At 38.0% G+C, this 23,478-nt stretch carries 24 protein-coding genes; 21 read left to right on the top strand and 3 right to left on the bottom strand.

The window, feature by feature from the left end:
• Positions 1 to 92 precede the first annotated feature (92 nt).
• The 21 genes from GKD17_RS08920 to GKD17_RS09020 all read left to right on the top strand — a co-directional run bounded on the left by GKD17_RS08920 (position 93) and on the right by GKD17_RS09020 (position 21,652).
• Entirely contained in the window at positions 93 to 1,283 is a 1,191-nt protein-coding gene (locus tag GKD17_RS08920; RefSeq protein WP_007838471.1) for a hypothetical protein, read from the top strand.
• Between the two features lie 15 nt (positions 1,284 to 1,298).
• Positions 1,299 to 2,084: an MBL fold metallo-hydrolase gene (locus GKD17_RS08925; RefSeq protein WP_007838472.1), complete on the top strand. Its 786-nt coding sequence runs from the start codon at positions 1,299 to 1,301 to the stop codon at positions 2,082 to 2,084.
• 17 nt (positions 2,085 to 2,101) lie between these two features.
• Positions 2,102 to 2,479, top strand: coding sequence for a VOC family protein (locus GKD17_RS08930; RefSeq protein WP_007838473.1), 378 nt, complete (start codon positions 2,102 to 2,104; stop codon positions 2,477 to 2,479).
• A 42-nt stretch (positions 2,480 to 2,521) separates the two neighbouring features.
• On the top strand, positions 2,522 to 3,355 hold the full coding sequence (locus GKD17_RS08935; protein ID WP_007838474.1) for a DUF3805 domain-containing protein: 834 nt from the start codon (positions 2,522 to 2,524) through the stop codon (positions 3,353 to 3,355).
• Between the two features lie 7 nt (positions 3,356 to 3,362).
• Positions 3,363 to 5,228: an ABC-F family ATP-binding cassette domain-containing protein gene (locus GKD17_RS08940; protein WP_032936562.1), complete on the top strand. Its 1,866-nt coding sequence runs from the start codon at positions 3,363 to 3,365 to the stop codon at positions 5,226 to 5,228.
• Between the two features lie 83 nt (positions 5,229 to 5,311).
• Positions 5,312 to 6,514, top strand: coding sequence for a tyrosine-type recombinase/integrase (locus GKD17_RS08945; RefSeq protein ID WP_007838476.1), 1,203 nt, complete (start codon positions 5,312 to 5,314; stop codon positions 6,512 to 6,514).
• Positions 6,515 to 7,129: 615 nt separating this feature from the next.
• Positions 7,130 to 7,963: a hypothetical protein gene (locus tag GKD17_RS08950; protein WP_007838481.1), complete on the top strand. Its 834-nt coding sequence runs from the start codon at positions 7,130 to 7,132 to the stop codon at positions 7,961 to 7,963.
• Between the two features lie 96 nt (positions 7,964 to 8,059).
• The gene (locus GKD17_RS08955; protein ID WP_007838483.1) at positions 8,060 to 8,332 is read left to right on the top strand and encodes a hypothetical protein; all 273 of its coding nucleotides are present in this window, start codon (positions 8,060 to 8,062) and stop codon (positions 8,330 to 8,332) included.
• A gap of 448 nt (positions 8,333 to 8,780) precedes the next feature.
• The gene (locus tag GKD17_RS08960) at positions 8,781 to 10,337 is read left to right on the top strand and encodes a lipopolysaccharide biosynthesis protein (protein ID WP_257229929.1); all 1,557 of its coding nucleotides are present in this window, start codon (positions 8,781 to 8,783) and stop codon (positions 10,335 to 10,337) included.
• Entirely contained in the window at positions 10,312 to 11,331 is a 1,020-nt protein-coding gene (locus tag GKD17_RS08965; RefSeq protein ID WP_007838487.1) for a glycosyltransferase family 2 protein, read from the top strand. The genes GKD17_RS08960 and GKD17_RS08965 overlap by 26 nt, the downstream gene beginning before the upstream one ends.
• A 102-nt stretch (positions 11,332 to 11,433) precedes the next feature.
• A complete protein-coding gene (locus tag GKD17_RS08970) occupies positions 11,434 to 12,213 on the top strand; it encodes a glycosyltransferase family 32 protein (protein ID WP_007838489.1) in 780 nt (259 codons plus the stop codon).
• Positions 12,197 to 13,030 (top strand): DUF4422 domain-containing protein, encoded by an 834-nt coding sequence (locus GKD17_RS08975; RefSeq protein WP_007838491.1) that lies wholly within the window; start codon positions 12,197 to 12,199, stop codon positions 13,028 to 13,030. Before GKD17_RS08970 ends, GKD17_RS08975 begins: the two co-directional genes overlap by 17 nt.
• A complete protein-coding gene (locus GKD17_RS08980; RefSeq protein ID WP_007838493.1) occupies positions 13,027 to 13,698 on the top strand; it encodes a hypothetical protein in 672 nt (223 codons plus the stop codon). The genes GKD17_RS08975 and GKD17_RS08980 overlap by 4 nt, the downstream gene beginning before the upstream one ends.
• 52 nt (positions 13,699 to 13,750) lie before the next feature.
• Entirely contained in the window at positions 13,751 to 14,227 is a 477-nt protein-coding gene (locus GKD17_RS08985) for a hypothetical protein (RefSeq protein WP_007838495.1), read from the top strand.
• Complete coding sequence (locus GKD17_RS08990) at positions 14,215 to 14,958, top strand: glycosyltransferase family 2 protein (RefSeq protein ID WP_007838497.1); 744 nt, start codon at positions 14,215 to 14,217, stop codon at positions 14,956 to 14,958. Before GKD17_RS08985 ends, GKD17_RS08990 begins: the two co-directional genes overlap by 13 nt.
• A complete protein-coding gene (locus GKD17_RS08995; protein ID WP_007838499.1) occupies positions 14,946 to 16,118 on the top strand; it encodes a polysaccharide pyruvyl transferase family protein in 1,173 nt (390 codons plus the stop codon). Before GKD17_RS08990 ends, GKD17_RS08995 begins: the two co-directional genes overlap by 13 nt.
• Positions 16,119 to 16,165: 47 nt before the next feature.
• Positions 16,166 to 17,398 carry a hypothetical protein gene (locus GKD17_RS09000; protein ID WP_050764905.1) on the top strand — a complete coding sequence of 411 codons (1,233 nt, stop codon included), beginning with the start codon at positions 16,166 to 16,168 and terminating at the stop codon, positions 17,396 to 17,398.
• The gene (locus tag GKD17_RS09005; protein WP_007838502.1) at positions 17,395 to 18,621 is read left to right on the top strand and encodes a glycosyltransferase family 4 protein; all 1,227 of its coding nucleotides are present in this window, start codon (positions 17,395 to 17,397) and stop codon (positions 18,619 to 18,621) included. Before GKD17_RS09000 ends, GKD17_RS09005 begins: the two co-directional genes overlap by 4 nt.
• A gap of 10 nt (positions 18,622 to 18,631) precedes the next feature.
• Positions 18,632 to 19,753: a glycosyltransferase gene (locus tag GKD17_RS09010; protein WP_007838504.1), complete on the top strand. Its 1,122-nt coding sequence runs from the start codon at positions 18,632 to 18,634 to the stop codon at positions 19,751 to 19,753.
• Positions 19,737 to 20,612, top strand: coding sequence for a YjbH domain-containing protein (locus GKD17_RS09015; protein WP_007838505.1), 876 nt, complete (start codon positions 19,737 to 19,739; stop codon positions 20,610 to 20,612). The genes GKD17_RS09010 and GKD17_RS09015 overlap by 17 nt, the downstream gene beginning before the upstream one ends.
• 77 nt (positions 20,613 to 20,689) lie before the next feature.
• Positions 20,690 to 21,652, top strand: coding sequence for a PD-(D/E)XK nuclease family transposase (locus GKD17_RS09020; protein WP_032936564.1), 963 nt, complete (start codon positions 20,690 to 20,692; stop codon positions 21,650 to 21,652).
• A 254-nt stretch (positions 21,653 to 21,906) separates the two neighbouring features.
• Here GKD17_RS09020 and GKD17_RS09025 read toward each other — a convergent pair whose 3' ends face one another.
• The 3 genes from GKD17_RS09025 to GKD17_RS09035 form a co-directional block, all read right to left on the bottom strand.
• A complete protein-coding gene (locus GKD17_RS09025; protein ID WP_007838508.1) occupies positions 21,907 to 22,425 on the bottom strand; it encodes an N-acetylmuramoyl-L-alanine amidase in 519 nt (172 codons plus the stop codon).
• Positions 22,426 to 22,485: 60 nt separating this feature from the next.
• The gene (locus GKD17_RS09030) at positions 22,486 to 22,596 is read right to left on the bottom strand and encodes a smalltalk protein (RefSeq protein WP_007852218.1); all 111 of its coding nucleotides are present in this window, start codon (positions 22,594 to 22,596) and stop codon (positions 22,486 to 22,488) included.
• 163 nt (positions 22,597 to 22,759) lie between these two features.
• Complete coding sequence (locus tag GKD17_RS09035; RefSeq protein ID WP_005846750.1) at positions 22,760 to 23,254, bottom strand: HU family DNA-binding protein; 495 nt, start codon at positions 23,252 to 23,254, stop codon at positions 22,760 to 22,762.
• Positions 23,255 to 23,478: the final 224 nt, after the last annotated feature.

The raw sequence follows: 23,478 nt of genomic DNA on the forward strand, positions 1-23,478 counted from the left end.
AATCTGTGCAAATCTGTGTAATCCGTAGTGAGTCATGGTGGATGAGGAACCATAACAACAAATAACTAACAGATAGCGTAGAAAGGTGGAGTATGAAACAACTGAACAAGTGGCAATGGTCCACATTAATATTATCTGCTATACTGGTCATGGCGTTTTCAGTCTTCGTCTATCGGTATGAGCCTTTTAAAACCGGATTTGAAATTACCGACCAGTTAGGTGGCAATATTTTCCCTTCAACCATACTCTCTACTGCAACAACAGATGCCAATTTAATTGTTCCGGCTGATTCTGATTATATCGGTAATCCTAAATCCTGTATTGCCATCCGTTTGAAAAACAGCTATGCCAATAGCAAACTGCGTATAGAAGTGGCCGAAACCCCTTTCTTCTCTCAGTCTGTATCTGAATTCATTTTACCCAAGGCAGGAAAAGAATATCTGGTTTTTCCGGATATTATATGGAACTATCAGGCTTTGCGTGATAATAATCAGGCAGTGCCCGTTAGTATTTCCGTCAAGGCAGAATTGAATGGAAAAGAACTGCCACAGCGGCTCAAGACAATCTCAATGCGCAGTATTAATGAATGCCCTTTGGGATATGTGGATAACAAAATGAAGTTTCATGATACGGGAGAGTTTTTTGCGGCTTATGTCAACGAGGAGCATCCTCAGATTGACAAATTATTGCGTGAAGCCCTGGACACGCGTATTGTAAACCGTTTCCTGGGATATCAGGGTAATGCCAATCAGGAAGAGAATGTGGACAAGCAGGTTTATGCATTGTGGAATGTATTGCAGAAACGAAACTTTAAATATAGTTCCACAACTAATACCAGTTTGTCATCCAATGTGGTTTATACACAGCGCGTCCGTACTTTGGATGATGCGCTGGAGTCTTCTCAGATTAACTGTGTGGACGGCAGTGTGTTGCTGGCTTCGTTACTGAAAGCTATCAATATCAATCCTATTCTAGTGCGTATACCGGGACACATGTTTGTGGGATATTATACAGACAAGTCGCATAAGAATATGAATTTCTTGGAAACCACTATGATCGGAGATGTGAATCTGGATGATTTCTTTCCGGACGAAAAGTTGGACTCTACCATGGTGGGCAAATCCCAGAACCAGATGTCGAAGCTGACCTATGAGAAATCAAAAGAATATGCTACCAGGAAATATCAGGAGAATGATTCCCTGATACATTCGGGCAAAGTGAATTATATGTTTCTGGAAATCGATAAAAAGACTCGTGCGCAGGTACAACCTATCGGTAAATAAATTTGTTGTATAGATATGGAACTTATTTATATATATCACAGTGGATTCGCCTTGTTGGGCGATGGCTTTACTGTAATTATGGATTATTACCGTGATTCAGAGGATGGGCAGGCACAGTCAGATTTAAACCGGCTGATGGATGGAGTTTTCAGAGAGCCGGGGAACGGGATGCCGGAAGGAATCGTGCACAGCGAACTATTGCGGCGACCCGGAAAACTATATGTTCTGGCCAGTCATTTTCATCCCGATCATTTTAACAAAGCAGTCTTGCAATGGCGTGAAATCCGACCGGATATCATCTTTATTTTCTCGAAAGATATTTTGCGTCATCGCAGGGCGCAAAAAGAGGATGCTGTTTGGCTGAAAAAAGGTGAGGAATATAAGGATGAAACATTAACTGTGCGTGCTTTCGGTTCCACGGATGTGGGAGTTTCCTTTCTGCTTCAGGCAGATGGAAAAAAGATTTTCCATGCAGGAGATTTGAACAACTGGCATTGGATGGACGAGAGTACCGAAACAGAATGGAAAGGAGCCGAGAAGAATTTTCTGCATGAGCTGGATGATCTTTATACTTATACGCATGAAGTGGATGTGGCTATGTTTCCGGTAGACCCACGTTTGGGAAAAGAATATATGCGGGGAGCCGAACAGTTTGTGACAAAAATAAAAACTCATATCTTTGTACCCATGCATTTCACACCGGAGTATGCAAAGGCGAATGCTTTCTGCGACTTTGCCGAAGCACATGGAGTGCATTTTGAGTCATTGACGCATAGCGGTCAAAAAATAAATATTGAATAACAAAAGAATGGCATGATATGAAAGTAAAAGGAAGATTTGATCATTTTAATATCAATGTAACTGATCTGGATAAGAGTATCAAGTTTTATGAAACAGCATTAGGATTGCATGAGTCTCACCGCAAAGAGGCTTCGGACGGTTCGTTCGTATTGGTCTATATGGCCGATGACCACAGCAACTTTTTGTTGGAACTGACCTGGTTGCGTGACCATAGCCAACCATACGAATTGGGTGAGAACGAAAGCCATCTGTGCCTGCGTGTGGAAGGTGATTATGACGAAGTACGTAAGTTCCATAAAGAAATGGGATGTGTTTGTTTTGAAAATACAGCAATGGGGTTGTATTTCATCAATGATCCGGATGATTACTGGATTGAGATATTGCCGGTGAAATAAAACAATCGTTTCCGTTAGTAATGAATTTAAAAGATAGAGACTATGAAATACATTTCTCCCGGTGGCTGGTTCTCATTGGAATATCCCATGAACTGGCACGAGTTTGAAGATACAGAAGAAAGCTTTTTATTTTATGATCCCGATCGGTGGACAGGGAACTTCCGCATATCGGCTTATAAGGATGAAGGGGTTGATTATGGTCAGCAATGCATCGCATACGAGTTAAAAGAAAATCCTTCTTCCACTTTGGTGAAAGTGGGCGAATGGGATTGTGCCTACAGTGCGGAAACTTTTCAAGAGGAAGGAGCCTGGTACACCACTCATATCTGGGTGACAGGTGCAGGTAATCTCTCTTTGGAATGTTCTTTTACCGTACCTAAAGGAGGTGATAAACACCCTGCTGAAGAGATAATCAAGTCTTTGCAGCTTCGTAAGGAAGGAGTGAATTATCCACGTGAAATTATCCCTATCCGTGTGCTGGAAATAGGGGAAGTGAATGCGGCTTTTGAATGGGCTTCCACTACCATAAAAAAACAATTGACCAAGGATTTCACTTCATCGGAAGCGGATCTTGACAGTATGCAGCAAGTGATGGATAGCGGACGTTTCCAGGCGCAGCAGCGCATGGCTTGGGAGAATTTCGGTATCGCTTTCGGGACGATTCTGGTGAACGAGATGGAAGGTATGGAATGGGTGACTGTGATAGAGGATCAGAAAGAATATCCCGCCTTGCAGTTTGTGCACTCGGAGATGGTTTTGAACCCGGCGGCATTGATTTGGGAAAAAGCTAAAAGGAAACTTCCCTGTGATCTTAAATCTGAATTCAGGAAAATAAAGCGCGAGGCGGAAGCTGTGCTGGATGATTTAAATAAATAGACAAATAATGACCCCATATATGCAAGTAGACGGACTTACCAAGTCATTCGGTGACTTGGTATTGTTCCGGGAAATTTCATTTGGAGTGGCCGAAGGACAACGCATCGGCTTGATAGCCAAGAACGGTACAGGCAAGACTACCTTGCTTAATATTATAGCAGGTAAGGAAGGATATGATGAAGGAAGTATTGTTTTCCGTCGTGATCTGCGTGTAGGTTATCTGGAACAGGACCCCCATTATCCTGAGGAACTGACCGTGCTCGAAGCCTGTTTCTATCACGGAAACAGCACGGTGGAACTCATCAAAGAATATGAAAGCTGCATGGAAACCGAAGGCAATCCGGGACTGGAAGAGCTGTTGGCACGGATGGAGCACGAAAAGGCATGGGATTATGAACGGAAGGCGAAACAAATCCTTTCTCAATTAAAAATCCGGGATTTCAGCCAGCAGATCAAACATCTTTCCGGAGGTCAGTTGAAACGGGTGGCTTTGGCGAATGTGCTGATAACCGAGCCCGATTTCCTGATTTTGGACGAGCCTACCAACCATCTTGATCTGGATATGACGGAGTGGCTGGAGGGGTATCTCGGCCGGGGAAACATCAGTCTGCTCATGGTGACGCACGACCGTTATTTCCTGGACCGCGTCTGCTCTGAAATTATCGAGATAGACAATCAGCAGGTTTATTCATATAAAGGGAACTACAGCTATTACTTGGAAAAGAGGCAGGAGCGTATCGAGGCGACCAATGCCGAAATAGCCCGTGCCAATAACTTGTACCGCACAGAACTGGAGTGGATGCGCCGTATGCCTCAGGCACGCGGACATAAAGCGCGTTATCGGGAAGAAGCTTTCTACGAACTGGAGAAAGTGGCGAAGCAGCGTTTCAACGATGGCAATGTGAAACTGGATATGAAAGCCTCTTACATCGGCTCCAAGATTTTTGAGGCGGATCATCTGTACAAGCGTTTCGGTGATTTGAAGATTCTGGAAGATTTCTCGTATATCTTTGCCCGTTATGAGAAGATGGGCATCGTGGGAAACAATGGTACGGGAAAGTCCACGTTCATTAAAATACTGATGGGCGAACAGAAGCCGGACAGTGGAACACTGGATATCGGTGAGACAGTCCGTTTCGGATACTATTCTCAGGACGGCCTGAAGTTTGATGAGCAAATGAAGGTCATCGACGTGGTGCAGGATATTGCCGAAGTCATCGAATTGGGAAATGGCAAGAAGCTGACCGCATCCCAGTTCCTGCAACATTTTCTGTTTACCCCCGAAACACAGCATAGTTATGTATATAAACTGAGTGGGGGAGAACGCCGCCGCCTGTACCTGTGTACGGTGCTGATGCGTAATCCCAACTTCCTGGTGCTGGATGAGCCTACCAACGATCTCGATATCATCACCCTTCAGGTATTGGAAGAATATTTGCAGAACTTCAAGGGCTGTGTAATCGTAGTAAGCCACGACCGTTATTTCATGGACAAGGTGGTAGATCACTTGCTGGTATTCAAGGGACAGGGAGACATTCGTGATTTTCCGGGTAACTACTCCGATTATCGTGACTGGCGCGAGGCGAAAGAGCAGCGCGAGAAAGAGGCGGAGAAGCCGAAGGAGGAAAAGACCGCCCGCGTGCGCTTGAATGACAAGCGGAAAATGTCTTTCAAGGAAAAGAAAGAGTTCGAGCAGCTGGAACAAGAAATAGCCGGGCTGGAGCAGGAGAAGGCCGATATAGAAGCCGCCCTTTGCAGCGGTACGCTGGGAGTGGAGGAACTGACGGAGAAATCCAAACGGTTGCCGGAACTGAATGATTTGATTGATGAAAAGACCATGCGCTGGTTGGAACTGAGCGAGATAGAAGGGTAGAATAACCGGAGGTGCAACAGTGTACCTGATGCCATATTGCTATATTCGTTTTGAATAACAAAACCATAATATAGAAAAGAAATATGGCATCCATTAAATTGAAATTCCGCCCATCGAGCGTAAAAGGAAAAAAGGGCGTATTAAGTTATCAAATTATTCATTACAGACTGACACGGCTCATCAAGACTTCTTATCGGATCATGCCTTCCGAGTGGAACGACTCCACCGGCAGTCTGCTTATTTCAACACAGTCTGAATGTAAAGCGCGTCTTCTGCTGATACGTGACCAGACGAATTGGGAGATGACGCGGTTACAAGGTATTATCAATGATCTGGAGCGGACCGGTGTGGAATACACCATTGATGATATCGTGGCTTCTTTCCGGAAAATCCCTTCTGTAGAGAGTGTGTTCAACTTCATGCAACGATGTATCAATAAACTGGAGCGGCAGAAAAGGGGACGGACGGCAGAAGGCTATACCTCGACAATGAACAGCTTTATCCAATTCAGAAAGAATGAGGATCTGAGTTTTGAAGCTTTTGATTCGGAACTGATGGAGATGTATGAAGCCTATCTGAAAGAGAAAGGCTTGGTAAAGAACAGTACTTCCTATTATATGAGAATCTGGCGAAGTGTGTATAACCTGGCTGTAGAGCAAGGCTATACCACCGACAAGAAACCTTTCAAACATGTCTATACCGGCATAGACAAGACTGTAAAACGGGCTGTTCCCTTTAAAATCATCAAAATGATAAAGGAGCTTGATTTATCCATCGAACCCCAACTGGAACAGGCAAGAGATATTTTTCTTTTCAGTTTCTATACTCGGGGTATGTCGTTTATTGATATGGCGCATTTGAAGAAAAGTAATCTCCAGAATGGAATTCTGACGTATAGCCGGAAAAAGACCGGGCAGCGGCTGACTATTCTGTGGGAGGAACTGATGCAGGAGATTGTGGATAAATACAAGGATGACAGTTCCGAGTACCTGCTGCCTATCTTGCGGTATTGTGATATAAATGACCGCAAGCAATATAAATTGAGGGCCAAGCAGATAGGACGTGGCTTGAATAAAATAGGCTTGCGGCTGGAATTAAAGGCGCCGTTGACTTTCTATGTGGCGCGCCATAGCTGGGCCAGCATAGCGCAGGACAGGAAGGTGTCTACAGACATCATCCGCGAGGGGTTGGGGCACGATAATGAAAAGACCACTCATATTTATCTGGCATCCATCTCCACTTCACAGATAGACAGAGCCAATCAGATTATTTTAAGAGGGTTGTAGGGGAAGTTTCATTCAGGCTGTCATCTACAGCCTGAATATTTTATTGGTTTGGATAAAATCAGATTATTTTTGGAGAAATATTTTTAAAATCCTAACATAAGAGCTGGGGGAATATTCAATATTCGGCAAAGTAATCAAAATATGCCTTGTTGGTGATAGATACAAAATATTGAATGATTTTGTATGGGGAGATATAGAAATATGCAGAATGCTGATCTAAAGGATTGTGCAATTAGGAAATACTGTGTGACTTCGTGTGATATCTAATTTGGGATAATTTATTTTTTATCATGAACAAGTGTAATAAATCTGAATATCAGCTGTTTGATAGCATGGTTCGTTTTATAAAAAATGGGGTTCTCTTAGTAAGAGAACCCCATTTTTATTTAATTTATTGATAATGTGAAACATACACATCGTAATTCATAACCTTTTACGAACAATTCTCATACATTTCTTGTTAAAAGCATTTTAAAACAACAAAAGATTTCCATTTCTTGGGAATTATAGCTACTTTTGCAGCCAAATGGGGTTCTCTTACTAAGAGAACCCCAAAAATGAAGCTTCAACAAGCCTTCATTTTAGAAGTACAAATGATAAATAATTTATGTTTTGATGCAAATCTGTAATGATGCGGATTTGGGTACTGAATACTCCTTTCCGCAGAATCAAAACATAACGGGTAAAGCGCCTAGGTTACTGCCATGCAGTTCAATCGCTTCCTGCCCAGACCAGGGGTCAGATCTGATAACCACGTCACAGACGGGGGAAGAGAAAGAATATCCTGATCACAAGTGGTATTATATGTTCCTGCGCAACAGAGAGTTGAAACGCTATATCGAAATCTTTACCGGCAGGAGGGCTGTGATGATTAATACCCGGTCTGGCATAAAGGAAGAAAGATATTTCTGCTTCAAAGTGTTTTCATATACCTCTGCTGACCATAAAAGACGTTTTGAGCGGTGTCCTTATAGCAAGGAAGAATATGCGGCCCGTCGGGAGTCTGCCTTTGCTGTAAAGGAGGCGTTCGCGACAGGCTCTGTACAGAAGTTGAACGCTTTGACGGATGAAAAGGAAATCACGGGTGATGGTTATCTGTTTGTATGTGCCCCGTTGGATGAATTGAATTTCATCCTTACCCATCTGTTCCCCCGGCAGTATCTTGCAAAAGACCGCAATTCCTATAGCGTGGCTGTTATTCCCCATAGACAGATGGAAGAATTTATTTATCTGTATGAATCCATGCCTTATAACATTGAACTGATGGATAAGCCTCTTGAGGAGTATATTCAGAAAAAGCAGAAGATACGTATTACAGGTGGTGTCTTTCAAGGGAAGGAGGGGTGTATCATGCGTCTGCATCGGAATACCAAGCTGGTGTTTGCTTTTGGTAATATGACGGTGGCTATTAGTTATCTTCAGGCTTTTCCGTTTGAGAAGGTGGAATAATGGTTTATCGGTAGCTAATTTTTCTTTCAAACAATGGGAATTAAGGAAATTAATTTATTCCTTTGTGATCGGAGTTAAAAATAGAAACAGAAATTCATGACTTCTTTGCCACATGAAGGTATTGGACAAATGCCCTGCCAACTTCAGAGCAGGATATTCGAGAAAGCGTTTTCCACGGCTGAGATAGCCCGTTACAATCCTGTGGAACAGCGTAGTTACGAAGAGAGTCTGAAAGTGTACCGTGATCTTGTCAATGTGGTAAGAACCGCTGAGCGTAAAGGTCTGGCGAAAAGTATAGCCGAAGGTATAGAGAAAGGTAAATTGGAGGATGCTGAGAATTTTCTTCGTTTGGGGGCTCTCCCGAAGTGATATCACAAGCTACCGGATTGCCTTTAGAGATAACAATATCAAAATCTAAGTGAGCAGTCATTTCAAAAATGATGTATTTGCTTATTTGAATGATAGTTCTTATTCAATCAACAATTCCATTGTCGAACGTTTTATCCACCCCTTGGTTGGTGAGCGGAAGGACTCGTTATTTTGGGGGAAGTGACAGGATAGCCCGCGTCTCGGTGGTATACATACCATCATCTCAATATACAAGATGCAGGGTGTGGGATTATTTCAAGAGATTTTTCAGGGAGATTGTTAAAGGACGTAAGGATTATGAACATTTATTGTCCTTGACTATCGATTGAACTAACAATAAATCTTAAAAATCAATATCCTTTTTGATGTTATTGTATTAGGAAATCGCCTTATGGCGGCTTTCCTTGAACTATACGTTAAAATTGGACACTAGCGACTAATGTCAGAAATGAATCGCACAGTACAGAGTATTAGAAATGCTCGTGTTTCTTTATTTTTTAGTGTTCTAGTTTTAGTTCTTGGATTCTTTTCGCGTAAGATTCTTATTGATTGTTTAGGCGCGGAAGTCTTAGGATTGAATACAACAGCAACGAACTTGCTTGGATTTCTTAATTTGGCAGAACTAGGTATAAGTGCTGCCATTTCATACACATTGTATACTCCTCTGTTTCAAAAGGATTATGAAACGATAAATGAGATAGTTGCCGTTCAAGGTTGGCTTTATAGGCGTATTGCTTATATAATATTAGCAGGTGGTGCTGTTTTAATGTGCTTCTTTCCATGGATATTCACTAAGATGGAATTACCGTTATGGTATGCATATGGTTCATTTGGTGTTCTGTTATTGGCTGCCATGTTGGGTTATATTATTAATTATCAGCAGATAGTATTAAGTGCTGACCAGCAGGAATATAAGATAAATTATAATGTACAAGGCTTTCGAGCATTGAAACTATTGATGCAGATTGTTGGTATTGGTTATTTTCATCAAGGCTATATTTATTGGTTGGTAATTGAATTGTTGATGTCTGTTGTCACTTGCCTGTTTTTAAAGAAAACGATACATCGGAGTTTTCCTTGGCTTCATCCGGATTTATCAAAAGGGAAAATGTTATCTCGAAAACACTCTGTGATAATGAAAAAAACAAAACAACTGTTCTTTCATAAATTTGCGTCTTATGTGTTGGGGCAAACTAGTCCATTGATTATTTATGCTTTTCTATCGTTGACAGTTGTTGCTATTTATGGGAATTATATGCTATTGGTTGTGAGTACATCCATGATAGTTACTTCTATGGTCAATGGGATGAATGCTGGGATAGGAAATTTAGTGGCAGAAGGAAATAAAAAGAAAATATTATCTTTTTATAAGGAATACACAGTAAGTCGTTATTGGATTGCTTCTGTAATTTGTTTTTGTTTGTTCTATTTATCTCATTCCTTTATGTCTCTTTGGATAGGAAAGGAATATTTGCTAGATTCTACTTCTTTTACTTTATTGATTATTTATGCTTTTATCACTATGACGCGCACAAATGATGCTTTTATTGCTGCTTATGGGCTATTCCAAGATATTTATGCACCTGCTATTGAAGCGGCATTAAGTTTGGGATTGTCTGTTTTATTGGGATATTATTATGGATTATCTGGCATCATAACAGGAGTATTAATAAGTTTGTTGTTGGTCATTTGTTGTTGGAAACCTTATTTTTTATATAGTTGTGGTTTTAAAAGACCTGTATGGAGTTATTTGTTTTTAATTGGCAGGATAATGTGTTTGGTGATTATCTCTTGGGGTATTTCCCGTTTCCTTCTCGAATACATGGACTTGTCATGCGGAAATTTTATGGATTGGGTAGTTCTTTCTTTAAAAATATTACTTCTCTATGGGTTATTTAGTTTATGTGTTTTCCAAATGTTCGACAGGAATTTTAGGACTTTTAGCAAACGGATTTTTCAATTAATAAAATGCAAAAAAAATGTTGGCAAAATTAAAGACTCCTAAAATCAGTGTGTTAATACCTGTTTATAATGTGGAAAAATATGTGGAACGTTGTATTCTTTCTGTATTGAATCAGACCTTACAGGAGGAGATAGAGGTGATTATTGTAAATGATTGTACTTTGGATAGGAGTATGATAGTGATAGACAAAGTATTGGAGAATTTATCGGAGTCAAGAAAGCAACTAATTAAAATAATCAATAATAAAAAAAATAAGGGTATAGCTTTTACTAGAAATGAGGCTTTGAAATATGCTACAGGAGAATATATCTTACAAATAGACAGTGACGACTATCTAGAGACTGACATGATAGAAAAAATGTATAATAAAGCTGTAGAAACAGATGCTGATATTGTAGGAGTAGACTTCTGGCGCATATATGAAAATAAAAGAGTTTATGAAAAAGATGATTTATCAATATCTAAAAAAAAATTATTAGGGGAAGTATTAAAAGTCGAGCATTGTGCTAGGTGGAATAAATTAATAAGATATTCTTTGATAAAGGAAATAGATTATGTAGCTGGGATCGATTATGGGGAGGATTATATATTTATGCTTCAATGCTTTTATTTGGCAGACAAAATAGAATATATACCTCAACCACTATATAATTATATACAATATAATAGTCAGTCTATTTGCCATAAACCGATGAACCGACAATGTCTGGATGGCTTTTGTCGTATGATTGATTATTCAATTAGTTTTATGAAAAAAAATGACATTGTAGGCTATGATTATGAAATGGCATACACTATGCTAAAAATAAAATACTTGTGTCTTGTGAATGTGGAAAGAGATAATAGGAAAATATACTTTCAAATGTATCCGGAAGCGAATCGGTATAAATCTCGTTTTTTTAAAGAGTGGAGAAATAAAGCAGGTTTATATCAGTTGATTACCTATAATCTTGCTTTGAGTAATTATTGGTATTTGTTTAATCTGGCATTGCAATTTCATCATCGTTTAAAAGTCATATTAAGGAAAATTAAGTAAAGGATATGGATATAGTTGGTTGCCCGGAGATAGCATATACTTACAATAAAAGTGCTTGTTTAATTTGAAGTTGAATATACGAAAATATATAAGAAGGAATAAATGATACCTAAAAAATTACATTTTTGTTGGCTTAGCAATGATGCATTTCCATCAAAGATAGGAAAATGCATAGAATCGTGGAGAGTTTTTTTACCGGATTATGAGATAAAATGTTGGAATATGGATAATTTCGATGTGAATACGGTAAGATTTGTGAAGGAGGCTTGTTCTTTAAAGAAGTGGGCTTTTGCCGCTGATTATATAAGATTGTATGCTCTTTATACTGAGGGTGGAATATATCTTGATAGTGACGTTTTACTTCGTGGAAACTTGGATGAATATTTGGATTATGATTTTTTTTCTTCCATTGAATGTGATACTTCAACTTTTGATACGATAAAGAAGCAATATGTTGATGAATATGGATTTCTGTTGAATAGTAATTTAGAATTTGTTCCATCATTAGGAATTCAAGCTGCTATTTTAGGAGGAGTAGCAGGACATCCATATTTGAAGGATTGTATGACCTATTATGAGAATGCTTCTTTTATTTTGCCGAATGGTACTTTAAATAACAAAATAATAGCACCTTATAGATTGGCTAGGATAGCTGTTAAGTATGGGTTTCTATATAAAGATATCTTGCAAAAGATAAATAATGGAATGTTGATTCTTCCGTCAGCGGTTTTTGCGGGTCATCCTAATTTGGCCACCCAAGATTCTGTTGCTATTCATTGTTGTGCAGGAAGTTGGGTTGATTGGACATTAAAGGATAAAATAAAGAAAATATTAAATCAGTGGAGAGGGAAAAATAGCTGGGGGTATGATGGAAGAATGTAAAACAAAAATTTTAGTGGTGACCCACAAACCGGATAAAGTTTATAGCGATAATGTTTATATACCGATTCAAGTCGGGAAAGTTCTTTCACATTGCGATTTAGGCTTTCAGGGAGATGATACGGGTGATAATATCAGTGAGAAGAATCCGATATATTGTGAACTTACTGCTCAATATTGGGCATGGAAAAACTTGAAAGATGTGGAATATATTGGTTTGTGTCATTATCGGAGATATTTTAAAACTAAGTACACAGAAGACAATGTGATTCCCCTATTACAAAAATATGATATAATATTACCTGAACCCATCTATTATCCATATTCTATAGAACAGAAGTTGTATCGGGCTGCAATAGAGGAAGATGTTGCTATATTATGTCAAGTGATAGAGAAATTATATCCAGAATATAAAAAATCTGTATTAGCATACCTATATAATAATATGGATATAGCTTTCAATATGTTTGTATGTTCAAAAAAAATATTTGATGAATTTGCTGAATGGCAGTTTTCTATTCTTTTTGAATGTGAGAAGTATATTCGTTTTTCTAGTTACTCTAGAGCGAGGCGTATTTTGGGACATTTTGCAGAATATCTGCTTCCTATATATTGTTTTCATCATTGCTTAAAAATAAAGTACGAACCTCTTGTTTCCTTTATAGGAGAAAATAAAATGCTATATAAACAAAACTTTGTCAAAAAAAACATTTTTAGGCTAGTTCATAAGATAGTGAATTTGAAGAAGAAAAAAAATGATTGGAATATTAGTAGTGTGATATTGCAAGGATTAAAAATAGATAATGTTGTAATAAAATGAGATTTAGTGAAATTGTAAAATCAATAGGGAAAAAGGAGTGTATACGTCAAAATAAGAATATACAGAAAACTTGCAGTACTATACTTGGAAATACTATCTTATATCTTAATCATGATTTGCTTGGATCCCAAAAACGGATTTTATTATGTTATGTATCTCCATTACATATAGATTATGGAAAAGGTGATATATATCATCCCTTGTTTTTACATATCAACCAAATGATAAAGGTGTTGATTGATATGAATTTCTCTATTGATATCTGTGATTGTAATGATAAGCACGCTATAGTTCAATTATCAGGTAAACAATATGATTATATACTAGGATTTGGAAAGGTGTATACTGAGCTCGTTAAAAGAGGACAATGTAGGCAATCTATATTATTTATAACCGAGAATAATCCGGAAGTGGTTGAACGAAAATATAAAGAACGAGTAGAATATTTTAGACAAAGGCATCCTCATTTATCTACAACTTCCGCAATTGTCAGAAAAGGATATTTTGATAAAGAACAATTTGAAATATCAGATGATGCCATTGTTATAAATAGTGAATACAATATTCATTCAATGCGTTCCTATTTTAGGAGCGTATATCAAATAAATGTAAATGGTCTTTTTAATAAGACATTTCAATATGATGCTTTGCACATAAAAAAAATATAGAAATTCTTTTGTATGGTTTGGAAGTCAAGGGATTATTCACAAAGGATTGGATGTGTTGGTTGATGCTTTTAGGCAATTGCCGGAGTGTACACTGAATATATATGGTATTCCTTTGTCAGAAATAAAAATTATTAAACCCCTTTTAACACAAAATATAAGAGTTCATTCTCCGGTAAATGTTCTGAGTGATACTTTTATTGAAGAAGTGGTTAGAAAAAATATGTTTGTTTTGTCTGCTTCTTGTTCAGAAGGAATGATGTCTGGAATAGCTACTTGTATGTTATATGGATTGATACCTATTGTTAGTAAAGAAACAGGATATAATTCACATTCTTCTATTTTGGAATTTGAAAATTGTAAATTGGAAAATGTTATAAGTAAAATTCAGGAAGTACAGCAGTATGATCTAGAGAAGGTAAGCAAATTAAGTAAGGACAGTTATATATATGCACAACAGCATTTTACGCTGGAATGTTTTAGAAGTCGTTTTAGTGAAATAATGAATGATATAGTAGAATGCAAAAGATAATTTCAATTGTGATAGCAACGTATAATGCAGAAAAAACGATTAAACGTTGTTTGGATAGCATTGTTTATCAGAAAACTAATGAAATAGAATTGGTGATAGTGGATGGAGCATCTACAGATCATACCTTGGATATAATTCGTGATTATAGTTCTTTAATTGATGTGCTCATTTCGGAAAAGGATAACGGTGTTTATGATGCTTGGAATAAAGCTTTGAAGTTGGTGACAGGGAAATATATTCAATTTCTTGGTGCAGATGACTTTTATTTAGATAACTCATTGATAGAATATGTGAATTATGCTTTGTCATTATCTCATGATGTAAGTATTGTTTCAGCGCAAAGTCGTTATGTCGATATAACAGGAAAGCTTTTGATGATACGTGGAGAAAGATATTCTTGGAAAAAATTGAAAAAGAATATGTGTTTGTCTCATGGGTCTATATTACATAATAGAAACCTTTTTACGAAAAATGGTTTATTTGATATATCTTATAGAATTTGTGCAGATTATGAGTTGTTGGTTCGTAATGGTGAATTTTTGGATGTTGTATTCTATCCAACTCCAGTCATTCAAATGCAGGGGGGAGGTTTGAGTTTTTCTTATTTATGTCAATGGGAAACATTTAGGATTAGAAAAACTCATAAGACAGTGGCTATGTTATATAATTATTATTTATTATTTAGAGGATGTGTGGGATTAGCTGTAAAGAAAATGAGATGGAATGTTTAGATATTAACAAAAAGCAGAAAAAAATAGCTTTGTTTTCTGTCTTTGATGTTTTTAATTATGGAAGTATGCTACAATCGTATGCTTTGCAACGTGTGTTATTTAATAAAGGATATTATGCTCCAATTATAAATTATAATAAAAAAGAAATAATTTCTCAAGTTCTTCGAATTTTTAATAAGAACTTGCTAGAGGCTAAGATTAATTCTATATTTCGAGAGCTTTATAAATATGTAGATCGGGATTTCTATTTGTTTGATGTATCAAGAAAGAAGACCTTTAGTCGTTTTGTACATGATTATCTTTCCTTGAGTGAAAGAATCAGTACACGTGAAAGATTATTGGAATATGTTTCTGAGTGTGATTTCGCTTTAGTTGGTAGCGATCAAGTATGGAATCCTATAAGTTTAGGTAAAGACTATTATACACTAAATATTGTTCCTGAGTATATTCCGAAAATATCATACGCATCAAGTTTTGGAGTTTCATCGATTTCAGGAGAAGCTGCAATTAAAACTTCTTCTTTTTTGAAACGTTTTGATTTTATTAGTGTTCGAGAAAAACAAGGTATAGATATCGTTTCAAATTTGACAAATAAGACAGCAAAACAGGTTTTGGATCCTACTTTTCTATTGGAAAAGAACGAGTGGCTAGATTTAGTCGGTGAACAACCTTTAATTTCAGGCAATTATATATTCTGTTACTATTTAGGAAATAGAAGAATTGAAAGAATATTTGCAGAAAATCTAAAAAAGAAAACAAATTGTAAGATTGTCAATATACCTCATAGTGATGGTATTAATAGCTATGATTTTAACTTTGGAGATTATATAGTTCCAAATCTTGGTCCTTTGCAATTTTTAAATTTGATATATCATGCTCAATATATTTGTACAGATTCATTCCATTGTAGCGCTTTTTCAATTATTTTTCATAAATCCTTATTCCCTTTTTATCGTTTTGATCCTCAAAGTATCAAAAAATCGACAAATGGTAGGATTGAATCATTATTGGATACGTTAAAAATAGAAAGGCGTCTAGTAACTAGTAAAGAGAATTTAGATTACTTGTTAAAAGACACTCTAGATTATGATATAATTCAATCAGAAATAAATATATTGCGCAAAGAATCCATGAATTTTTTATATTCTTCATTATTATAATTATATTGATGATTTTACTGCATTGTTTAGTTGTAAAAAAACGACAGATGACATTCTTTACTAGAGATAAATTATTAGGCTTATTCATCTGGTTATCATTGATTAGTATTGTTGCAGGTAGATACACTGAACCTGCAATTCTGATGATACAAACAATTTTTATAATTTATCAAATACAAAAAATTTATGTCAGTCGTAGATGGATATTGATAGGGGGACTTGTATTTTCTCATTCATCGTTGATGATCTTATTAACAGGATATGATATGTTTAAATTTATTCAACAAATTATATTATTGACAACGATGTTTTTCTGCTATTATCAAATTTATCATTATTGTCATAAAGGAGTAAATGAATGGTTTAATAAATATAGAGATTTAGTTTATTGGTTATCTTTATTAGGAATAGTACAGTTTGTAATAATGTCTATGACCGGAAAAGATCTTTTTCCATATACTATAGATGGTTTTGTCACTCAAAATTCAGGGAGGTTACATGCCATTTTAATGGAGCCAGGTAATTTTGCCGCTATATCTATTCCAGCAACTGCGTATGTTGTTTTATCTAAAGGCTATTATCTAAAGAATAAAAAAAAATCGCTAGTTATTTTGACTGCTTTTATTCTTACATTTACTACAAGTTCTTTTGTGACTATTACAATTATTCTACTTCTAAAAATTAATCAGCTTTTTAAATGTTTTAAGTATTTACTTGTTGTAATTGTTGCATTTGGAGGGTTTTGGATTATTTCTAATTTGAATGTGTTTTCTGAAAAACGTTTCTTTAAAGATCCTAAAGTCGCAACAATAGAACTTAAAATGAAGCAAACACTATCGATAAGTAAAGATGCAGATCCTGAATATTTTGAACGTCTAAATGCTAGCTCTTATGCATCTTTAACAAATTATTGGGTTGCGTTTAATGCTCCATTCCGTATGGTAGGAACTGGTTTAGGAACTCATGCGCAAAATTATGAACATCTGTATAAATCGGATTATTACTTATATGGTTTGAATAAAGATGATGCTTATTCGATGTTTGCTCGGTTATATTCTGAATTTGGAATAATAGGACTATGTATTTATGTTCTTTTTTTGGTGAAGTTTTATAATAAAAACAATATAATAAGTCTCTGTTTATTAGTGTTTTTTATTTCATATTTAATAAAAGGAGGGAATTATACACTTTATGGGACTGCTTTTTTCCATTTCGTTTATTATTTCTTATCTCCTTGGAAAAATCTTCATAATCAAAAACTTTCTATTACAAATCAATGAAATTTAAAACAATAGTTGTTGTAAATGATTTTTCTTTTGTAAATGGTGGTGCGGGACAGGTAGCTATTTCTTCAGCTATAGGTTTACTAGCAAAAGGGTATAGAGTAATTTTGTTTACAGCAGTGGGACCGGTTGACGAAAATCTTGCAAAACAAGGAATAGAAGTTGTATGTCTCAATCAGTATGACATTTTACATGATCCTAATAGAATGAGAGCTATAATTCAAGGTGTATGGAATGTGAAAGCAAAAGTCGTTTTTGAGAAATTGCTGAGAACATTAAATAGGACAGAAACAATTATTCATTTTCATGCATGGAGTAAGGGGCTTTCTTCTTCTCTTTTTTCTGTTACAAAGAAACAAGGATTTAAAACAGTTGTTACTTTACATGATTTTTTTTTGTACTGTCCTAATGGAGGATTTTATGATTATCCGCACAATAAAATTTGCACGAAAAATCCTCTGGGGTTATCTTGCATATTTTGTAATTGTGATGCACGGGGGTATATACAAAAAATATGGAGATGCATAAGGCAAGTGATACAAAACAAGATGCTTTATCAAATTGATGGTACTCTTTTTTTATCTATTTCTGATCTGTCTACTTCTATTTTCAAGAAATATTATCCAAACAAGAAAGCTTTATTATTCAGGGTGAACAATCCAGTTGCTTTGCTACCTTTGTTTGAACGAATCCATGTGGAAAATAATAATGCATATTTATTTGTAGCTCGTCTGTCTTTAGAGAAAGGAATTGATTTGTTTTGTGAGGCTGTTTCTCAATTAGGCTTGGAGGGATATGTGCTGGGGGATGGTTATTTATTAGATACCTATAAAAAGAAATATCCAATGATAAAGTTTATCGGTTGGGTAACAGGTGTGGAAAAAGAAAATTATATAAAAATGGCAAAAGCATTTATTTTTCCTTCTAAATGGTATGAAACTTTTGGCCTTTCTGTTGCGGAGATGCAATCGTGTGGTATTCCTTGTATTGTACCTGATAAAAATGCCGCTGCTGAGCAGATAATAGATGGTGAAACAGGGTTTATATTTCAAATAGGAAGTTTGGAATCTTTAAAAGATAAAATAGTTTGTATGGAAAAAATGAAAATGGAGGACTTGGCTCGTATGTCTCAACAAGCATTTGAATATTCGCTAAGAGAAAATTATTCTATGGAAACTCATTTGGAAAATATTACTAAGTTATATGATTCAAATTTTTAAAAAGTGAGATATGAAAAAGATTCTTCATGTTTCAAAATATTATTATCCTTTTGTTGGCGGTACAGAAGGGGTATGCCAATACATTGCAGAAGCTTTTCCCGAGTATGAAAGCAGAATAATCTGTTTTAACGATGGTGTGGATACTATTGGCTCTGAAGTGAATGGGATACAAGTCTTAAGGATAGGATGTTTTGGAAAAATAGCTAGTCAGTCTTTGTCTTTTTCTTATTATAAGAGATTAAAGAATATGATAGAGATATGGAAACCTGATTTGGTTTTATTTCATCATCCAAATCCTCTTATAGCTTTTTATTTGTTATTAGTCTTGCCTGCAAGCACAAAGTTGTTGTTACATTGGCATTTGGATATAACAAAGCAGATATATATATACCCGTTAGTGAAGCCTGTTGAAACTGCACTTTTGAAGCGTGCGAATATAGTTTCTGTTACAAGTCCCAATTATCGAGATGCGTCTAAAATATTGAAAAACTATCGGAGTAAGGTTGTCGTAATTCCTAATACTATTGATATAACTCGCTTGGATTTGAAAAAAGAAGAGGAAAGCAAGGTGGAGGAAATAAAGTGGAAATATGGTGGTAAGAAACTTGTCTTTTTTATAGGTCGGCATGTAGAATATAAGGGTTTACGGTATTTGTTGGATGCAGAAAAGCATATTAAGGAAGACTGTCGGATTTTGATTGCGGGAAACGGTCCTTTGACGGAACAGTTAAAGCAATCATGCATTTCAGAACGAGTAATTTTTTTGGGACGTATTAGTGATTTGCAATTGAAATATTATTTACATGCGGCAGATGTTTTTGCTTTCCCTTCCATTACGAAAAATGAAGCTTTTGGTTTAGCTTTGGCAGAAGCAATGTATTGTAGATGTGTGCCAGTGACATTTACAATTGAAGGATCCGGAGTGAATTGGGTCAGTCTTGATCGGATAACGGGGCTTGAAGTGGAAAATTCAAATTCATTGGAATATGCAAAAGCAGTAGATACACTATTGGTGAATAATTCTTTACGGGTATACTATGCAGAGAATGCTCACGATCGTGTAGTTAAGAATTTTACAATGGAAAAGGTTAAGTGGACCATAGAAAAAGTTTATAATGATTTGGGATTATAAAAAAGGGTGTGTTATAGCAGGATTGTTTATTTCTTTATCAGCAAACTCTCAGATAAACTACGGTACAACGGGTTTGATGAACATGCCCACTGCCGACATGCAGCGTGATAAAACCTTTATGGCAGGTGGTAACTGGCTGAATCATCACGCTACCGTTCCCCGTTGGTGGTATGATACATGGAATTACTACATAAACATAACTATTTTCCCATGGTTGGAGGCAGGTTATCTGTGTATCGGTCATAAAGCTGTTCCTGTGGATTATGGTAATCGTTCGGGCTATTGGGTTCCTTCTACGTATGGTAAATTTATTAATCAGGACCGTTCCTTTCATTTTCGGCTTAGAGTGTGGAAAGAAGGCTGGTGGAAAGAATGGACCCCCCAGATAGTTCTCGGGGCGAATGATGTGATAGGTGATTCATGGAATGGAGGATCGCTGTCCAAACCTTCAGAATTAAATTATGGTAATGGTTTTCTTAACCGCTATTATCTGGCCATAACCAAACATTTTTATTTTGAGAATGTGGGTATATTAGGTGCACACCTGTCATGGATATACAGCAACCGTTTTGATAACAAGTTGAATAATCCGGCTATGGGTGTGAATTTCCGGTTTCATTTGAAGGACAGTGATTCTTGGGTGCATAAAGCCCTTAATGGTGTTAATTTAATGGCAGAAGTGGTTCCCGGTTATACGGATGTGAAGGAGGATTTGACTTTTGACCCTGACGGGGCGAAGTATCAGGTAAATCTTGGTATGGAGTACAGCTTCTGGAAAGACTACATCAACGCCGTAGTAAAACTGAACCGTTGCAAGTACTTTTCCGGTGGCTTAGTCTTCAAAATTCATTTAAAATAATAAAAAGCGCTCATTCATAGGAATTTCCAGATAGAATTCGTTTCTTTGCGGTCAGAAACCATAAAATCATCTTTATTATGTCATCCCGCTTTGTAAACCCTTTCACGGATCTCGGCTTCAAGATAATCTTCGGCCAGCCTGCCAGCAAGGCCCTGCTGATAATCCTGCTTAACGAACTGCTGTCGGGTGAGCATCACATTGAAGACCTGACGTTTCTGGACAAGGAGGACCGTTCGGAGAATATTCACGACAAGGGTATCATCTATGACCTTTACTGCCGTACCTCTACGAGCGAGTACATCATAGTGGAGATGCAGAATCGTTGGCATAGCCATTTCCTGGACCGTACGCTTTATTATGTGTGCCGTGCGGTGAGCCGCCAGATGGAGAATCCGTCCTCTAAAGAGGTATGTGTTCCCGACACTCCGTTGGAGGGGGATTGCGGCCTGCTCAGGGAAGAAGAGGCTTCTTACGGTCTCCGTTACAGGCTTCCTGCTGTGTACGGCGTTTTCCTGATGAATTTCAAGGAGGATGGTCTGGAAAGCAAGTTCCGTACCGACACGGTGGTTTCCGACCGGGACAGCGGTCGTGTGGTGAACCGGAATTTCCGTCAGATTTATCTCCAGTTTCCTTATTTTACGAAGGAACTGGACGAATGTTCTACTTTATCCGATAAACTAATGTATGCACTGAAGAATATGAACAACTGGAACAGAATGCCCGATGCGCTGAAAGAACAGGTTTTCAGCCATCTTGACCGCCTTGCCGCCAAGGCTCACCTGTCTGAGAGTGACCGTATCGCTTATGATAAGGCGGTGGACCGTTATAACGTGAGCCGTATTGTGGAAAATGATATCCGTGAACAGGCTGTCGCGGAAGGAAAAGCAATAGGAAAAGCAATAGGAAAAGCGGAAGGAGAGGCGGAAGGACGTTTGAAGGGACGTTTGGAGATCGCCCGTAAACTGAAAGAGAACGGTTTTTCCATAGCGGATATTGTCCGGGTTGCCGGACTTTCGGCGGAAGAAATTGATAAGCTGTAACGGTGTGCACGATTGTACTGCTAGGTGATTTGCTTCTGTTTTGTAGAAAGATGAATGGTGGGTAGGGTAAATTAGAATGATGTCAATGTCGGTTCTCTATAGGGCTATCGTATACGATTAGTATGGTAGTCTGTAGATTGAGTAAATTTATTATTGTAAAACCTTTCTACAAAGAAAAACAAATCATACGTAAGGGCATTCTCCATGCAGCTTCCCCCAAAGAAGAAACTGCATGGTGATTGCCATTTTCTTTATTATCTCTCCAAGTACCCGAACACCCCCTCCGCATCGAAACACGGACAAGCCTTCGGGATACTTCCCGGCATATCCCTGTGTCCCCTTATCCGGACACCGGGAAAGATTTTCACCATCCGCATCAGCAACAAAATAAATTGTTCCGTCTGTTCCGGTGTCCGGGTATCTGTCGGACGTCCGTCCGCATCCAGACCGCCCTCATAACAGATACCTATGCTGCAACGGTTCCAGGGGCGGCAGTGTGCACCCACTTCCAGAAGCTTGCGGTGCTGGGTCACACTTCCGTCACGACGGATATAAAAATGATACCCCACCGTGCGGAAACCTCGCGTTTTGTGGTCACGGAGCAGTTGCTCGGCGGTGTAATCCCGGGTGGAGCGTGTGGCGCTGCAATGAATGACGATATATTTCACGGAAGCGGAGGATGCCATCATCGGGCCGTCCTCCTGAGTGAGGAGAGCACGTTCGTTCGGAATCTCTTCCTCACCGATTATCATAGGGAAAGTTTCTTGAATCATGGTTGAATTGAAATAGGGAATTAAGAATTAAAAAGTGTCATGCGATGGGTCAGGGGCTTTTTAAAAGAGAGTGGTGCAACTGGTTACGCCCAAGGCGGTGAGCGCTGCTATGGCAGCTTGGATAATGGCGTGCAGAATTTGCTTCCAGGTGATTTTCTTTGAATTGTTCATAGGAATATTTGTTTTAAAGGATTTGTTTTTTTCTGTCATTCCGGACAAAGACGAGGAATCTGTGGGCATAAAAATGATTGCATTCAGATTCTTCACTTTGTTCAGAACAACAGGTTCATCTCAAAAAGACAAAATACTATCAGACTTCAGAAGTCCGGAAAGTTCAGGCGTTTTCTTCCGTCTTGTCATCTGGTCCGGAAGCCTCTCCCGTCAAGTCCACAGTGTTTTTCCCCGCTTTCAGGGCTTTAACCACCAGCTTGGCGGCCTTTCGGGTAGGGACCAGGTTGAATACGCTGTCTTTCAGCAAGCTGAGGAAACGGGTTCCGGCTTTCCAGCGCACGTTCAGGTCTTCCACATGGATGGCGGGATTGTATGTTTCCAGTGATTCGGCTCCCATGCTGTTGATATGAATGGAGAAAGTGCCCAGATCGCCCATCTGGATGCGTTGTCCTGCCAGAAGCTGCTCCCGCATACAGTCCACCGCTTGGATCAGGACCGCCTGGATGTCGGCACGGTTGTATTTGGAGCCGTGGGTCGAGATATGCTCGGCAAACTTGTCCAGTGTCATGATTTCTGAGTACTGGGCGTTGGCATAAGCCTTCTTGGGAGCATCCTGGTCACTGGGATTGGCACGGAGTGAGATACTGTAGTTGATCATCGTTTTTGTTTTTAAAGGGTTATTATTATCGGAAAAGTGTCAGGTAGGAGCAAGGCGCACACTGCTGCGGCATCCGGTGAAACTTGGGGCAAGATCCGCGGAATCTTGTACCAGGATTTTTGTAATCTTGTGCCGGGTTGCGGCTTCTTCCTTCTGACACTGCAAAGATAACCTCACGTCCGTGCGGCGTGACCCCTTCCGACCCCTTTTGACCCTTTGGGGAG

Source organism: Phocaeicola dorei, from assembly GCF_013009555.1.
Classification (GTDB): domain Bacteria; phylum Bacteroidota; class Bacteroidia; order Bacteroidales; family Bacteroidaceae; genus Phocaeicola; species Phocaeicola dorei.

Bases quoted from the DNA above. Each gene is read 5' to 3' on its own strand.
- GKD17_RS08920 (WP_007838471.1), top strand. From the start codon at position 93: ATGAAACAACTGAACAAGTGGCAATGGTCCACATTAATATTATCTGCT.
- GKD17_RS08925 (WP_007838472.1), top strand. From the start codon at position 1,299: ATGGAACTTATTTATATATATCACAGTGGATTCGCCTTGTTGGGCGAT.
- GKD17_RS08930 (WP_007838473.1), top strand. From the start codon at position 2,102: ATGAAAGTAAAAGGAAGATTTGATCATTTTAATATCAATGTAACTGAT.
- GKD17_RS08935 (WP_007838474.1), top strand. From the start codon at position 2,522: ATGAAATACATTTCTCCCGGTGGCTGGTTCTCATTGGAATATCCCATG.
- GKD17_RS08940 (WP_032936562.1), top strand. From the start codon at position 3,363: ATGACCCCATATATGCAAGTAGACGGACTTACCAAGTCATTCGGTGAC.
- GKD17_RS08945 (WP_007838476.1), top strand. From the start codon at position 5,312: ATGGCATCCATTAAATTGAAATTCCGCCCATCGAGCGTAAAAGGAAAA.
- GKD17_RS08950 (WP_007838481.1), top strand. From the start codon at position 7,130: ATGCAAATCTGTAATGATGCGGATTTGGGTACTGAATACTCCTTTCCG.
- GKD17_RS08955 (WP_007838483.1), top strand. From the start codon at position 8,060: ATGACTTCTTTGCCACATGAAGGTATTGGACAAATGCCCTGCCAACTT.
- GKD17_RS08960 (WP_257229929.1), top strand. From the start codon at position 8,781: ATGAATCGCACAGTACAGAGTATTAGAAATGCTCGTGTTTCTTTATTT.
- GKD17_RS08965 (WP_007838487.1), top strand. From the start codon at position 10,312: ATGTTGGCAAAATTAAAGACTCCTAAAATCAGTGTGTTAATACCTGTT.
- GKD17_RS08970 (WP_007838489.1), top strand. From the start codon at position 11,434: ATGATACCTAAAAAATTACATTTTTGTTGGCTTAGCAATGATGCATTT.
- GKD17_RS08975 (WP_007838491.1), top strand. From the start codon at position 12,197: ATGATGGAAGAATGTAAAACAAAAATTTTAGTGGTGACCCACAAACCG.
- GKD17_RS08980 (WP_007838493.1), top strand. From the start codon at position 13,027: ATGAGATTTAGTGAAATTGTAAAATCAATAGGGAAAAAGGAGTGTATA.
- GKD17_RS08990 (WP_007838497.1), top strand. From the start codon at position 14,215: ATGCAAAAGATAATTTCAATTGTGATAGCAACGTATAATGCAGAAAAA.
- GKD17_RS08995 (WP_007838499.1), top strand. From the start codon at position 14,946: ATGGAATGTTTAGATATTAACAAAAAGCAGAAAAAAATAGCTTTGTTT.
- GKD17_RS09000 (WP_050764905.1), top strand. From the start codon at position 16,166: ATGACATTCTTTACTAGAGATAAATTATTAGGCTTATTCATCTGGTTA.
- GKD17_RS09005 (WP_007838502.1), top strand. From the start codon at position 17,395: ATGAAATTTAAAACAATAGTTGTTGTAAATGATTTTTCTTTTGTAAAT.
- GKD17_RS09010 (WP_007838504.1), top strand. From the start codon at position 18,632: ATGAAAAAGATTCTTCATGTTTCAAAATATTATTATCCTTTTGTTGGC.
- GKD17_RS09015 (WP_007838505.1), top strand. From the start codon at position 19,737: ATGATTTGGGATTATAAAAAAGGGTGTGTTATAGCAGGATTGTTTATT.
- GKD17_RS09020 (WP_032936564.1), top strand. From the start codon at position 20,690: ATGTCATCCCGCTTTGTAAACCCTTTCACGGATCTCGGCTTCAAGATA.
- GKD17_RS09025 (WP_007838508.1), bottom strand. From the start codon at position 22,425: ATGATTCAAGAAACTTTCCCTATGATAATCGGTGAGGAAGAGATTCCG.
- GKD17_RS09030 (WP_007852218.1), bottom strand. From the start codon at position 22,596: ATGAACAATTCAAAGAAAATCACCTGGAAGCAAATTCTGCACGCCATT.
- GKD17_RS09035 (WP_005846750.1), bottom strand. From the start codon at position 23,254: ATGATCAACTACAGTATCTCACTCCGTGCCAATCCCAGTGACCAGGAT.